This is a genomic window from Phenylobacterium sp. GW821-FHT12F10, from assembly GCF_058806695.1.
This window is the reverse complement of record NZ_JBXAPY010000002.1, coordinates 200,635-214,447: the sequence shown is the minus strand read 5'-3', so window position 1 is coordinate 214,447 and position 13,813 is coordinate 200,635. Positions and strand designations below refer to the sequence as shown.

General features: G+C 71.4%; 11 protein-coding genes. 5 read left to right on the top strand and 6 right to left on the bottom strand.

The genetic code is table 11. The annotated features are described in order from the left end of the window. Positions 1-45 precede the first annotated feature (45 nt). Both AC1RN5_RS13415 and AC1RN5_RS13410 read right to left on the bottom strand, forming a co-directional pair. Positions 46-1,068 carry a hypothetical protein gene (locus tag AC1RN5_RS13415; RefSeq protein ID WP_493041660.1) on the bottom strand — a complete coding sequence of 341 codons (1,023 nt, stop codon included), beginning with the start codon at positions 1,066-1,068 and terminating at the stop codon, positions 46-48. Then, positions 1,065-2,969, bottom strand: a complete 1,905-nt coding sequence (locus tag AC1RN5_RS13410; protein WP_493041659.1) for a glycosyltransferase family protein — start codon at positions 2,967-2,969, stop codon at positions 1,065-1,067. The genes AC1RN5_RS13415 and AC1RN5_RS13410 overlap by 4 nt, the downstream gene beginning before the upstream one ends. A gap of 132 nt (positions 2,970-3,101) precedes the next feature. Here AC1RN5_RS13410 and AC1RN5_RS13405 point away from each other — a divergent pair, with 132 nt between their 5' ends. From AC1RN5_RS13405 to AC1RN5_RS13395, 3 genes are read left to right on the top strand one after another with little or no spacing between them, the layout of a single operon-like run. Then, entirely contained in the window at positions 3,102-4,133 is a 1,032-nt protein-coding gene (locus tag AC1RN5_RS13405) for a sulfotransferase family protein (protein ID WP_493041658.1), read from the top strand. Between the two features lie 5 nt (positions 4,134-4,138). After that, positions 4,139-7,336: a glycoside hydrolase family 99-like domain-containing protein gene (locus AC1RN5_RS13400; protein ID WP_493041657.1), complete on the top strand. Its 3,198-nt coding sequence runs from the start codon at positions 4,139-4,141 to the stop codon at positions 7,334-7,336. Beyond that, the gene (locus AC1RN5_RS13395; RefSeq protein WP_493041656.1) at positions 7,333-8,463 is read left to right on the top strand and encodes a glycosyltransferase family 4 protein; all 1,131 of its coding nucleotides are present in this window, start codon (positions 7,333-7,335) and stop codon (positions 8,461-8,463) included. The genes AC1RN5_RS13400 and AC1RN5_RS13395 overlap by 4 nt, the downstream gene beginning before the upstream one ends. Here the strand turns inward: AC1RN5_RS13395 and AC1RN5_RS13390 are convergent. After that, positions 8,453-9,235, bottom strand: a complete 783-nt coding sequence (locus AC1RN5_RS13390; protein ID WP_493041655.1) for a hypothetical protein — start codon at positions 9,233-9,235, stop codon at positions 8,453-8,455. The two genes, AC1RN5_RS13395 and AC1RN5_RS13390, sit on opposite strands and share 11 nt — an antisense overlap. Before the next feature lie 2 nt (positions 9,236-9,237). Next, on the bottom strand, positions 9,238-10,620 hold the full coding sequence (locus AC1RN5_RS13385; protein ID WP_493041654.1) for a hypothetical protein: 1,383 nt from the start codon (positions 10,618-10,620) through the stop codon (positions 9,238-9,240). 109 nt (positions 10,621-10,729) lie between these two features. Between AC1RN5_RS13385 and AC1RN5_RS13380 the strand changes: the two genes are divergently transcribed. Both AC1RN5_RS13380 and AC1RN5_RS13375 read left to right on the top strand, forming a co-directional pair. Then, positions 10,730-11,581 carry a GNAT family N-acetyltransferase gene (locus AC1RN5_RS13380; RefSeq protein ID WP_493041653.1) on the top strand — a complete coding sequence of 284 codons (852 nt, stop codon included), beginning with the start codon at positions 10,730-10,732 and terminating at the stop codon, positions 11,579-11,581. After that, positions 11,581-12,339, top strand: coding sequence for a PIG-L family deacetylase (locus tag AC1RN5_RS13375; protein WP_493041652.1), 759 nt, complete (start codon positions 11,581-11,583; stop codon positions 12,337-12,339). The genes AC1RN5_RS13380 and AC1RN5_RS13375 overlap by 1 nt, the downstream gene beginning before the upstream one ends. On the opposite strand, the gene AC1RN5_RS13370 is transcribed toward AC1RN5_RS13375, so the two are convergent. Together AC1RN5_RS13370 and AC1RN5_RS13365 are read right to left on the bottom strand one after the other, a co-directional pair. Continuing rightward, positions 12,293-12,655: a DMT family transporter gene (locus AC1RN5_RS13370; protein ID WP_421934521.1), complete on the bottom strand. Its 363-nt coding sequence runs from the start codon at positions 12,653-12,655 to the stop codon at positions 12,293-12,295. The two genes, AC1RN5_RS13375 and AC1RN5_RS13370, sit on opposite strands and share 47 nt — an antisense overlap. Next, the gene (locus tag AC1RN5_RS13365) at positions 12,652-13,728 is read right to left on the bottom strand and encodes a glycosyltransferase family 2 protein (protein WP_493041651.1); all 1,077 of its coding nucleotides are present in this window, start codon (positions 13,726-13,728) and stop codon (positions 12,652-12,654) included. The genes AC1RN5_RS13370 and AC1RN5_RS13365 overlap by 4 nt, the downstream gene beginning before the upstream one ends. Positions 13,729-13,813: the final 85 nt, after the last annotated feature.

The following is a 13,813-nucleotide window of genomic DNA, read 5'->3' as shown; positions in this document are numbered from 1 at the left end:
AGGGAGCGGCACGGTAGGGAAGCGCCCGCGCCCACGCAAGCCGGGCTAGGCCAGCCCCTCGTTGGCCAGCCAGGCCAGGTAGCCGTCGGCGTCGAAGGGGTCGCAATAGGCGGCCTGGAGGTCGGGGCGGCCGCGATAGAGCACCCGGTGGGCCTTGGCGATCTTCGTCCCGTCGCTATAGGCCTCATAGGCCCAGTAGCGTTCGGGGATGATGGGGTCGGTGGTCTTGGCCACCTCGTCCTTGTACCAGCGCCAGATCTCGTAGACCGCGTGGTTGTCCCCGGCGTAGCGCTTGGTCATGGCGTCGCCGGTGGGGCCAAGCTTGGTGAAGTGCCAGAAGCGCAAGGGGCGGCCGTTGACGGTGATCGCCCCGTCCTTGCCCACCGCCACCGTGCGCTTGGAGAGGTTCCAGCTGGCGACGTTGTAGCCGGGGTCGCGGACCACCTTGACGGCTTCGAACAGGGCCGGGACGTGGTCGCACCAGCGCTGGTCGACGAACAGGCCGTTGGGGATGTCGTCGTAGCAGAAGCTCAGCAGCCGGTCGTTCCACCACTTGCCGAACCTCAGCCCCTCCCCGCCCGCCTTCACCGCCACGAAGCCCAGGTTGAAGATGCCGGTGCGCGAGGCCGAGAGGTCGTTGTCCAGGATGGCCTCCAGCTCGTCATTGGCGTCGATGAGGTGGGGGGTGAGCAGGATGTCGTCGACCGCCAGCATCTCCTCCAGCGGGGCGAGGCTGCTGAACAGGGCGGTGTCGGGATCGAGATAGACCACCGCGTCCGCGCCGCCGGCGAGGGCCTGGTGCAGGAAGGGGCCCTTCACCGCCGTGCAGACCTCCACCACGTCGTGCTTGAACAGCCAGGTCTTGAAGTCCGGCACGCCCAGGTCCTGGGCGTAGACCACCCGGTCGAAGGGCTCGCTGGCCGGATCGAAGCGGAAGCCCGGCGGAGGCTCGTCGGTGATCAGGGCCACCCGTTCCCAGTCCGGCTGGTGGGCCTTGAGGGTCTGGAACAGCACCCGGGCGCGGTTCAGATAGGAGAAGGTGAAGCTGGAGAAGCAGACGACCTTCACGCTGCGGTCTCCGCGATCAGGTCGGCGGTCAGGTTGCTGAACTCCAGGTCATAGAGCGGCGGGGCGCGCCGGGCGCGGGCGAGCTGCAGGATCTCGCCGCTTTCGAACATCGCAAACAGGGCCGCCTCGTCGGGCAGGACCAGGCCATGGCCGCCCTCTCGCGTGAAGGCGGCGATATTGCCCGAATCGGGGCCGGTGACGATGGCCGAACCGGCCGCCGCCGCCTCATAGGCTGTGAGCGAGAAGGTCTCGCGGCACAGGGACCAGATCATCGCCGCGTCGATCTCCAGGCGCTTCAGCGCGTCGCGCATGGCCATGGGCTTGCGGGCGGTGGCCGACACCGCGTGATGCTCCAGGGGTAGGCCCGGCATGGGGGTCTTGCCCAGGTGCAGGAAGGCGTAGCGGGGATCCTTCTCGAACCGGATCGCCAGGTCGCGGAAGATCGGCCAGCCCTTGTGCAGGGACGGCGTACCCGGAAAGGCGAAGCGGAAGGGCCCGGGGGTTGGCGGGCGCGGCCGCGCGCGGCTCGGGACCAGGCGGGCCAGGGGCAGGACGCGGGCGCCCACGGCGTCCAGGTCCGAGCCGCCGCGCCAGGTGTCCATCGCCGCCTGGGAGGGGGAGACCACCGTCAGGTCCAGATGGCGGAACAGCCGGGTGTGCTCGGCGATGTGCAGCTCGCGATAGGGGCCATAGAGGCAGATGCCGCAGGCCGGACTGCCGGGCGGCGGGGCGCCGCAATCCTCGATGTCGTTGCGCAGCAGATGGATTCCCGCGCAGAGGCTGGTGAAGTCGTGGGTCCAGTAGCAGCCGGCCTCGGCGCCTGCGATCCGCACCACATCGATCACCTCGCGGCTGGAATGGCCCAGCATGGAGTGGATGGCGAAGCTGCGCTCGCCGTCGGTCCAGTCGGCCAGGGCCGCCCGCAGCCCTTCGATCAGCGCCGGCGGGGCGAAGGCGCCCAGCTTCACCCCGTTCCACAGCACCCCGAGCGGCGGGCCCGACAGGCCGGTGGCGACGATGGGCCAGGGGGAGGCGGGATAGATGTGCAGGTGGTCGCGGCCCAGCTCGGCGAATCGCTGCGCCTCGCGCTGGACGCTGGCCTGCACCCCGCCCACCACGGCGGCGTAGTTGTCGTGGCTGAAGGTGATGTGCAGCGCCCGCCGCCCGGAGCGCGACTCGGCGAGACCCGCCGCGAGATCTTCCACGGGGCTGAGGCTGACGGCGCGCGCCCAAACCTCGCAGTCGGCCAGGCGTTCCTGCAAAGGGCGCAGCCGGGCCACGGCGTCGTGACGGAAGCCCAGGCGGCGGATGGCGACGCGGCCCTCGCGCCGTCCCTGGCTCAGATAGTGGACGAAGGGCTGCACCCCGGCGGCGGCGACGTCGGGATTGAGCTCCAGATAGTCGGCCAGGCTGAAGTCCCGAGAAGGATCGCGCCCCTCCTTCCAGCCGCGCTGCAGGAAGTGGTCCAGAGGATCCTGGCCGGCGGCGGCCACGTCGGGATTGTTGAACAGGTAGAAGGCCGCATCGAACTCGGTGGCGGCCAGCGCCCGGTCGGCGGCGGTGACGGGGATATCGGCCTTGCCGTCCCGCGCCAGCTTGCGCGCCTCCAGATAGGCCAGGGCCTGGGCCGAGGGCGTGGCCTCGCGGCCCTCCCGGCGGCCCATGGCCAGGTAGTGGTAAAGGGGGTTGGCGCCGCCCTCGGCGACATCGGGATAGCGCTCCAGATAGCCGGTGGTGGAAAACCAGGGCGCGGGATCGCGCCCCTCGCGCCAGCCGGCCTGGGCATAGTGGGCCAGAAGGTCGACGCCGGTGGCGGCCAGGTCCGGATAGGTCGCGCCATAGAAGGCCACGTCCACGGCCGGACCGAGCACCAGCAGGCTGCGATCGAGGGCGGCGGCCATGGGACGAACTCTCTCCAAGGCTGCGACCTGTGCCGCAGAAACCCGCCCCGATCAACCGCGCCCTTGCCCGCGCGCGCCGGCGGTCATAGAGGCAAGGGTTCACGCGCGTTCGCGGCGCGCCAGTGGGGCCCGATGGCGAGAACGACAACCCGACCGGCCAAGCATGGCGCCTATCTCGTCCTGGGCATGCACCGGTCCGGCACCTCGGCGGCGACCCAGTTGCTGGCGCTGGCCGGCGCCGAGCTGCCGCAGAACGTCATGCCCGGCGACGAGCACAACGCGCGGGGCTATTTCGAGCCCTGGAAGATCGCGCTGTTCAACGACGAACGCCTGCGGGCCGGCGGCAGCGCCTGGGACGACGTCTTCGCCCTGCCCTACGCCCCGCTGGCCAAGGCCGACGAGGCCGCCTGGATCGCGCGCGCCACCGCCCTCTATCGCGACGAGTTCGGCGAGGCCCGCTTCCCCCTGCTGAAGGACCCCCGCGTCTCGGTCCTGGCCCCCCTGTGGCGGACGGTGCTGAAGGATGTGGGCATGCCGGCCCGGGTGGTGATTCCCGTCCGCTCCCCCCTGGCCGTGGCCGGGTCGCTGGCCCGCCGCGACGGGTTCCCGGTGGAGAAGTCGGTGCTGCTCTGGTGCGCCTATATGCTGGCCGCCGAGCTCTATTCGCGCGACCTGCCCCGGGCCTTCATCTCCTATGACGGCCTGATCGCCGACTGGCGCGCCGAGGTGGTCCGCATCGAGGCCGCCCACGGCGCTCCCCTGCCCCGCATGAGCCCCCACGCCGAGCGGGAGATCGACGCCTTCCTCACCGGCGACTTGCGCCACAACGCCGGGGCCGGCGACCTGGCCGCCGTGCCCACCGTGGGGCCGATGGCCAAGACCGTATTCGACTGGTTCGCCGCCGCCGCGGTGGGGCCGCACCCGCCGCTCGCGCCCCTCGAGGCCGCCGCCGCCCAGATCGCCGAGCTGAAGGCGAAGATGGGGCCCTTCGTCTCCCCGGTGACCTGCGCCCTGTCGGCGGCCCGCGCCGAGCTGGACGAGGCCCTGCAGGATCGGGCGCGCGACGCCTTCCACACCCGTGAGCTGGAGACCGAGTTGGCCCTGCTGCGCCGCGAGCGCGCCGCGATCGAGGCCCAGGTCGACAAGCTGCTGGCCGCCCGCTGACCGCCTTGACCAAACGCCCCACCCGGAAAAAGACGGAGATCTCCGCCGTCGCCACCGAGCTCCTGGACCGCCGCCGCGCCCTGCGCGCGGCCCATGTGGCCCTGGCCGAGGACCGCTGGAAACGATTCCAGGCCGCCGCCGCCAGGCGCCAGTGGGACCGCGAGCGCGGCCGCCTGGAGCAGCGGTTCGACCTGGCCCTGGCGCGCGGCAAGTGGCCGGGGCGCGTGGCCCTGATCCTGCGCTCCGGGCTCTGGACCTTCGGCCTGGACAAGGGCCTGGGGCGCGAGGGCGGAGCGACCCGCGGGGTCGTCAGCTATGTCCGCGCCGGGCCCGATTCCAACGCCCACCCCAAGGCCCTGTTCGACCAGACCTGGTACATCGAGAAGAACCCGGACCTGGCCGGCACCGCCTGGGCGCCGCTCGCCCACTACCTGGTGGCCGGAGACCGGGAGGGGCGCGATCCGCACCCGCTGTTCGACCTGGCCGACTACCGCTCGCGCCACGCGGTGAAGATCGCCGCCAGCGGCCTGACGGCCCTGCAGCACTTCGTCTTCACCGGGGCCCGGGAAGGGTTCGATCCCCACCCGCTGTTCGACCTGCGCCACTATGTCGGCCAGGCCGAGGAGGTGGCCAAGTCCGGCGAGAACCCGCTGGCCCACTATCTCCGCGAGGGCTGGCGGCTGGGCTATGAGCCGCATCCGCTGTTCTCCGGCGCCTGGTACCTGCAGCAGAACCCCGACGTGGCCGAGCGCGGCGTGCCGCCCCTGCTGCACTACGTCACCAGCGGGGCCGGCGAGGGCCGCCCGCCCCATCCCCTGTTCGACACCGGCTGGTACGCCGACCGCTACCGGGACGCCACGGCGCTCGGCGCCAGCCCGCTGGCCGACTTCCTGGCCCACGGCCGCGAGGGCGGGCGCGACCCCAGCGCCCACTTCGATTCGGCCTTCTATCTGGAGCAGAACCCCCAGGCGCCGGCCGGCGTCCATCCGGTGCTGCACTACATGGCCACGGGCGCCTTCGAGGGCGCCTCCCCGGCCGCCGACTTCGACGAGCTGGCCTATCTGGCCGCCAATCCCCAGGCCGCCGAGGCCCCGATCTCGGCCCTGGAGCACTGGGCGCTGAGCCGAGCGCCCAAGCCCGACCCCGGCGCCGGCCACGCCCGGGCCGGCGGCTCCGATGTGGGCCTGTTCGAGCAGCTGCGCGGCGCGCGCAACCGCGACGCCAGCCTCTACGACGTCCAGGCCTATCGCGACCTCACCACCGAGCGGCGGCGCATCGAGGACGGGCGCAAGGCGGGCCTCAAGGTCAAGCCGCTGAAGCTGATCAAGATCACCGACCTGGAGAAGGGCGCGGCGGGCCTGGCCTTCGAGACCTGCGCCCAGCCGGCGGCCTCCATCGTCATCCCGGCCTACAACAATCTGAAGTTCACCCTGGAATGCCTGGCCTCCCTGCAGGCCGCGGGGGGACTGGAGCGCGCCGAGGTGATCGTCATCGACGACGCCTCGGCCGACGGGACCTCGGCGGCGCTGGCCACGGTTCCGGGCCTGACCCTGCTGACCAATCCCGAGAACCTCGGCTTCATCCGCACCTGCAACCGGGCGGCGGAGGCGGCGCGGGGCGAGGTGGTGATCTTCCTGAACAACGACGTCCAGGTGCGGCCGGGCTGGCTTTCGGCCCTGCTGTCGCCCTTCGACGAGGAGACCGGTGTCGGGGCCGTCGCGCCCAAGATGCTGTTCCCCGACGGCCGGCTGCAGGAGGCCGGCGCCCGGATCGCGCCGGACGGAACCGCCGAGATGATCGGCCTGTTCGAGGACCCCGACCTGCCCCGCTGGAACGTGCGGCGCGAGGTGGACTACGCCTCGGGCGCCTGCCTGGCGGTGCGCCGGGCGGTGTTCGCCGAGCTGGGGGGCTTCGACCTGGCCTTCGCGCCCGCCTATTGCGAGGACGCCGACCTCTGCTTCCGCCTACGGGAACGGGGCCTGAGGATCCTCTACGAGCCGACCTCGGAGATCGTCCACCACCTGTCGGTGACCGCCAACTCCATCGACGCCGGCTACAAGATGCGGCTGGCGACGAAGAACCAGCAGGCCTTCGTCGAGCGCTGGGGCGAGCGGCTGGACGCGCTCAACACCATCCGCACCATCGCCTTCCACCTGCCGCAGTTCCACGCCATCCCCGAGAACGACCGCTGGTGGGGGGCGGGCTTCACCGAGTGGACCAACGTCACCCGGGCCCTGCCCAACTATCGCGGCCACTACCAGCCGCACCTGCCCGCCGACCTCGGCTTCTACGACCTCTCGGACGCCCAGGCCCTGAAGCGCCAGGGGGAGCTGGCGGCCCGCTACGGGATCGGCGGCTTCTGCCACTATTTCTACTGGTTCTCCGGCGGCCGCCGGGTGCTGGAGAAGCCGCTCGAGCACCTGCTCACCGGGGCGGCCGGCGACTTCCCCTTCTGCCTGTGCTGGGCCAACGAGAACTGGACCCGGACCTGGGACGGCCAGTCCGGCGACGTGCTGCTGGCCCAGACCTATGAGGCGGGCGACGCCGAGGCCCTGATCGCCGAGATGGGGCCGTACCTGAAGCGCCCCAACTATATCCGGATCAACGGCAAGCCCCTGGTTCTGCTCTACCGGCCGGGGCTGCTGCCCGATGCGAAGCTGTGGGCGGCCCATTGGCGCGACTGGTGCGCGAAGAACGGCGTGGGCGAGATCTATCTGGCCTATGTGGAGAGCTTCGAGATGGCCGGCGGGGCGACCGATCCGGCCAGCCTGGGCTTCGACGCCAGCGTGGAGTTCCCGCCGGCCGGGTCCCAGGCCCTGATCCATCCGCCGGGGCCGCTCTACAACGCCCGCTTCGAAGGCCGCGTGAACGACTACCGCCAGATCGTGCGGCGCTACATGGCCGAGGCCGTCCCGCCCCACACCCGCTTCCGGGGCGCCATGCCCAGCTGGGACAACACCGCGCGCCGGCAGGACAACAGCTGGTCCCACCACCACGCGACCCCGGGCGCCTTCCAGGCCTGGCTCGAGGCCATGTTCGCCGACACCCGGCGGCAGAACTTCGGCGAGGAGCGGATCGTCTTCATCAACGCCTGGAACGAGTGGGCCGAGGGCGCGCACCTGGAGCCCGACCAGCGCTATGGCCACGGCTGGCTGGAGGCGGTGCGGAACGCCGCCGACGCCGCCCTGCTGGACAAGCCATGAGCGGCGACCTCGTCCTGGTGGGTCACCCCTTCTCGGCCATCGGCATGGCCGAGCACGTCCGCTCGGCCTGGCGGGCCTTCCGGGCGGCGGGGATCTCGCCGGGGCTGATCGACATCTACGGCCTGGACCGCAACCGGGACGCCGACTTCGAGCGCGAGTTCGGGCCCCACACGGTCCCCACGCTGAGCCCCCGCACCAACCTGTTCTGCATCAACGCCAACGAGGTGGAGCAGGCGATGGGGGTGCTGGAGGCCACCGGCTCCAAGCCCGCCTTCGAGAGCGCCTACAACATCATCTATCCGGCCTGGGAGCTGGCCAGGTATCCCGAGCCCTGGGCGCGGATCCTGGAGCGGTTCGACGAGGTCTGGGCGCCCTCGGACTTCATCGGCCGGGCCATCGCGCCCGCGGTGAGCAAGCCGGTGGTCCACATGCCGCTGGCCGTCGACCTGACCCTGTCGAGCTTCCTGGGCCGGCGCGCCTTCGGCATTCCCGAGCACGCCTTCGTGGTGCTGTTCTCCTTCGACTTCTCGTCCTTCTCCGAGCGCAAGAACCCGCTGGCCATGCTCGACGCCTTCGAGCGCCTCTGCGCCCTGCGGCCGGCCGCGCCCCTGCACGCCATCGTCAAGTACAAGGGCGGCGAGGCCAATCACCCGGCCCGCAAGGCCCTGGAGGCCCGGCTCTCGGCCCTCGGCGGCCGGGCCCAGGGCATCACCCGCGAGCTCTCCGACAACGAGAACAAGAACCTGATCCGCTGCGCCGACGCCTTCGTCTCCCTGCACCGCTCGGAGGGGTTCGGGCGCGGCCCGGCCGAGGCCATGGCGCTGGGCCGAGTGGCCATAGGCACCAACTATTCCGGCAACCTGGACTTCATGACGCCGGAGACCAGCCTGCTGGTGGACTGCGACCTGATCCCGGTGCCCGCCGACGCCTATCTCTTCCCCGAGGGCCAGGTCTGGGCCGACGCCCATGTCGATCACGCGGTCGCGCTGATGGCCCGCATGCTGGACCATCCGGAGGAAGCCCGAGCGCTGGGCCGCCGCGCCAGCCGCCATATCCGCACCCACTTCAGCGCCCGGGCCGTGGGCCTGCGCTACGCCGCCCGGCTGGACGAGCTGGCTAGGGCTTAGCGGCCGGCGTCGGCGCGGGCTTGGCCGGCGCCTTCTCGGGCGGCTTGACCGGTTCGGCGGGCTTCGGCTTGGCGGGTTCCGGCGGCTTGGGCGGCGGGGCCAGGCCGAGGGCCTCGCGGCCGGGATTCTCGGTCACCGCGATCTGCCGGATCACGAAGGCGCCGCCGGGCGAATCGTCGGTGTCCAGGCGAATCTGACTGATGAGGGAGGTGGTCCAGTCATCGCCGCCGCCCAGGGGATGGGCCATGTCATAGGCCAGGATCAGGGTCTCGTTGACGCCGGGATTTCCCCCCATCGCCGGCTTGGCGAAGAAGCCCTGGGATTCCCCGTGGGCCAGGGTCGAATAGTAGAGGGTGCCGTCCCAGGCGGGGCTGGCCTGCTTGCGGGTCAGACGCACCAGCACCAGGGAGCCGCGGGCGCCGTTGAGCTCCAGGCCGCTGGGGGAGCGCAGGGCCGGGTCGGCCGCCTGGTTGGTGAGCCGCAGGCCGGCGTTCTGGGCCAGGCCCGTCAGGCCGCCGGTGAGCACCCAGCCGTCGCTGGCGCCGTCGAAGGTCCAGAGTCGCACCGCCTTCAGGGGCGCAGCCCGCAGGCGGAAGGTCTGCTCGGCGGGGTCCCACGTGATCGGCTGCGCCCGGGTCGACGGCGCCACGACCTTGTCCACCGGCAGGGCGGGCCTGGGGACCGGCGCCAGCTTGGGGGTGCGCGGGGCCGGCTTGTCGCAGGCGCACAGCGCCAGGACGAGGGCCAGGATCGGCAGGATCGGGCGGGTCATGGTCATCGCCTCAGCAGCCGGCGGACCTGGGCGATGGGGGGATCGAGCGCCAGGTAGAGCAGGCCGGTCAGGGCCGCCAGGTCCAGGAAGTAGAGATAGCGGTAGTCGCAGGCGATGGAGATGGCCAGGAAGCTGCCGGCGAAGGCCAGGCTGGCGGCCAGCATCGCCACCATGACGACATCGGCCCGGTCGCGGCGCAGCAACAGGACGCCGGCCGTCAGCAGGGCGGTCAGGGCGTAGCTGAGGTGTGAATAGAGCGGTCCGTCCAGGAACCAGGTCCCGTAGTTGTAGATCGCGCGGTCGGAGGCGTCCTTGCCCCCGGCGATCTCAAGCTTCTTCAGGGTGTCGGCTGGCCCGTCGACCCCGACGAACAGCGGCAGGCAGGAATCGATCTTCGGCGTCAGGAACACCCAGCGGAACACGTCGAGACGGTGGGCCAGATAGGCGCGCGAGTGGTGCAGCACGATGTCCAGCCACTGGTCGCGCACCACCTGGTCGCTCTGGCGCCACAGCACCGCGCCGACGGCGGGGTCGGCGTCCAGATAGTCGATGCGGACCGGGGTGTAGAGCGGCGCGCCCCGGGCGCGAATCACCATCTGGGCCTCCGGGTCGGCCGCGTTGAAGACCCGCAGCTGCAGGGTGGGATCGTGGGCCACGGCGCCGATGATGTCGTACTGCTCCAGGATGCGGACGCCGACGCCCGAGGCCTTGTCCGGCCCGGCCTTGGCCGGCTGCGAGGCCAGGCCGATCAGATGGGAGGCCACGACGATCGCCAGCAGCGACCCCAGGCCCCAGGCCAGGCTGCGCCGCCAGCCCTCGCCGCGTACGGTCCAGGCGATGGCGAGCGCCGCGAAGGGGGCGAGGATGATCCCGTTCTGGCGGACCTGGGCGGCCAGGGCCAGGGCCAGCAGGGCGCCGGCCAGGACGATCCAGGGCGGCCGGCGCGCGGGCCAGCTCACCGAGGCCCGGGCCAGCAGGAAGAAGCCGCCGATGCCGAGGTTGGCGAACAGGATGTCCTTCCAGACAATGCCCTGGAAGACCAGGATGGCCGGCGAGGCCACCATCAGCAGGGCCACCGGAACCGCCGCCCAGGAGGCCCGGGGGCGCAGGCCCCGCAGGCCGAGCAGGCTGGCGAACAGGATGAAGCCGCTGGCCACCAGGTAGAGGCCGGTCCCCGGCACGATGGAATCGAAGATCGCCAGCACCGAGGCATAGGCCGCCGGGCCCCAGGTCTCGCGGGTCCCCATCCGGCCCTCGAAGAGCTGGGAGATGGAATCCGGCGACAGGTGGCCCGGCATGGCGCCGGCCAGCATCACCAGGAACCCCGCGATCAGCAGGCCGCGAACCACGTCGTCGGCGGTTAGATCCAGACTCCGTCGCGGCATGCGCCAAGCTCCCCGTCCCGCCAGAGAGGTAGGGCGCGCGGAGGACGATGAGAAGGTGCAAAAAGCCTCCGTTGCCGCGACGCAGCGACGCTTCCATGATCCCCCCCGCATGACGACCCCGGCAAACCTCCAGATCCGACCGACCGGCACGGCCGCCCACGAGCTCGCCGCCTATTCGGGCCTGCTGCAGAAGGTGTTCGGGGCCGCGGAGAAATTCTCTCCGCAAGCCCTGGCCTGGCGCTATCGCGACAATCCCGACGGGACGGTGCTGGGGTTCGACGCCTGGGACGGAGAGCGGCTCTGCGCCCACTATGTCACCTGCCCCACCACAGCGCGCATCGGCGCCGAATCGGTGCGCGGCCTGCTGTCCCTGAACACCGCCACCGACCCCGACTACGCCGGCCAGGGGCTGTTCACCCGCCTGGCCGAGGCCACCTACGCCGCGGCCGCGCGGGAGGGGTTCGGCTTCGCCATGGGGGTGGCCAACGCCAACTCCACCCCGGGCTTCCTGCGCAAGCTGGGCTTCCAGCTGGTGGCGCCCCTGGAGGCGGGCCTGCTGCTGCGCCGGCCCCGCCGGTTCGAGACCCACGACACCGGGTTCCGCCTCGACTGGACCCCGCGCCGCCTGGCCTGGCGGCTGGCCAATCCCGCCGCCACCTACGGCGTGCGCGACCGCGCCGGCCTGACGGTGATCTCGGCGCCCACCCACCTGCCCCTGGTTCGCTGCGTGGGCTTCGTCAGCGAGGGACTGGTGGAGGCCCGCGGCCCGGCCCTTGGCGCCAGCCTCTTCATCGGCCTGGAGCCGCGGCTGGACCTGAAGGCGCTGGGGTTCGTGCGGCTGCCGGAGCGGTTGCGCCCCTCGCCGCTCAACCTGATCTACCGGCCCCTCAACGCGCCGGCGCCGGCCAGCCTGGACGCCGCCCGCACCGCTATCGGCTTCCTCGACTTCGATCCCTACTGATGGCGATCGTCTACATCCTGGCCCATTTCGACGACGAGTACTTCGCCACGCCGCTGATCCGGCGGTTCGTCGGCATGAAGGCCGAGCAGAAGTTCCTCTACCTGGCGGACTACGCCAGCCCGGCGCTCTCCGCGCGACGGATGGCCGAGACCCGGGCCTATCTGGCCGACCTCGGGATCCCACCGGAGAGCGTGATCCATGTGGGCGCGGGCTCCGGCGCCCTGGACGGCGCCGTCCACCGCCACCTGCCCCGGCTGCGGGACCTGCTGGCCGCCGAGCTTGCCCGGATCGGCGAGGTCCATCGCCTGATCATCACCGCCTGGGAGGGCGGCCACATGGATCACGACGCCTGCGCGGCCCTCGCCGTCGCGCTCTGCGATGGCGCGCCGGTGGACCAGTTCAGCCTCTACAACGGCCCGCGCCTGCCCGGCCGGCTGTTCCGCGCCGGGGCGCCTCTGGCGGAGAACGGCCCGCGGACCCGCGTCCGGCTGTCCTTGCCCGAGTGGCTGGCCTTCGCGGCCGGGGTGCGGCGGTTCCCGTCCCAGGCGCGGACCTGGCTGGGGCTGTGGCCGGTGATGTTCGCCACCTATCTGGCGCGGGGCTTCGGCTATCAATCGCTTCGCCCCGCCCGCGTGACCGAGCGCCCGCACGCGGGGCCCCTGCTCTATGAGCGGATGTACGGCGTGGCCTATGCCGAGGTCGCCGAGGCGATCAGGACGGCCTGGCCTGCAGGATCACCAGGAAGCCCGCCAGCATGAGGCCGTAGCCCACGGCGAACTTCCAGCTCGCCGGCTCCTTGAAGATCACCCAGGCCATCAGAGGCACCAGGGCCGAGCCGAGGATCGAGAAGGCGTAGGCGGTGGACAGCGGCGTCCGCGTCAGGATGTAGAACCAGACCAGCGCCGTCAGCCCGTACCAGCCGAAGGCGCCCATCAGGGGGAAGTTGCGCAGCAGCTTCCAGGGCATGGGCCCGGCGATCTGCGCCTGGTAGAGGGCCGCCCACTTGAACAGCAGCTGGCCGATGGGCAGGGCGACGGCGAAGCCCGCGCAGAGCAGGTAGTCCAGGGCCTTCACGCCCCGTGCTCGCCGGCTTCCATCTGGGCGATGGTGCGCAGATAGGGGTGGATGGGCCGCGACGGGGTGTTGAGCACGTCGAAGTTCATGGCCTGCAGCAGCATCTGGGTGCCCACGATCACCGGCAGGGCGGCGGCCATGACCACGCCGGCCGAGGCCGTCTGGCCCGGCGCCCGGGTGGCCAGCCAGTGGATGCCGTAGGTTCCTCCGAACGCCAGGAACAGGGTCCCGAAGATCAGCTCCAGGGTCGCGGCGTGGAAGTCGCGGACGAAATACTGCCCCATCACCCTCTGGCAGAAGTTGGTGAAGTGCTTGAGCGCGAAGGGACCGACGATGGCGCCGATGCGCAGGTTGCTGACCTCCTCGCCGTAGCGGGCCGGGATCGGCACGTCGCGCACCACCGCCCGCAGGGTGCCCAGGTGGTAGAGCAGGTCGGTCTCGAAGAAGAACCGCTGGGAGACGCGCTTCTCCATCACCCGGTCAGCGACGCAGGCCTCGATGGCGGTGAAGCCGTTGGTGGGGTCGAAGACGTTCCAGTAGCCGGTGGAGACCTTGGCCGCGAAGCTGAGCGCCGCGTTGCCGAACACCCGGACGCCCGGCATCGACTTCAGGTGGCTGATGGAGGTGAAGCGGTTGCCCTTGGTGTAGTCGGCCTCCCCCAGCAGGATGGGGGCGACCAGGTGGGGGATGTAGCCCAGGTCCATCTGGTCGTCGCCGTCCACCTTGACCAGCACCCGGGCGCCCCGGCGGATGGCCTCGGCGTAGCCGGCCAAGACGGCGCCGCCGACCCCGCGGTTCTTGGACAGCCGCACCACCACCACCCGGGGGTCGGAGACGGCGGACTCGATGAAGTCCCCGGAGCGCTCGGGGCAGCCGTCGTCGACGCAGACAATGCCGTCGGCCCAGGCCGGGATCTTGGCGATCACCTTCAGGACATGGTCGCGCACGCGGTAGCAGGGGATGACGATCCAGGTGCCCGAGCCCTCCAGGCTGGGCAGGCCGGGGACCGGCGCGACGACGGGCCGGGCCGAGCGGGCCTGGACCATGGTGGCGTCGGGTGGCGTCGGCGGCATCAGGCGTTTTCCCCTATGCTGGTCGGCTAGCATGGCTCCCGGCGGTTGCAAAGCGCGCGGCCTGCGACTACCCCCGAAGCCGACC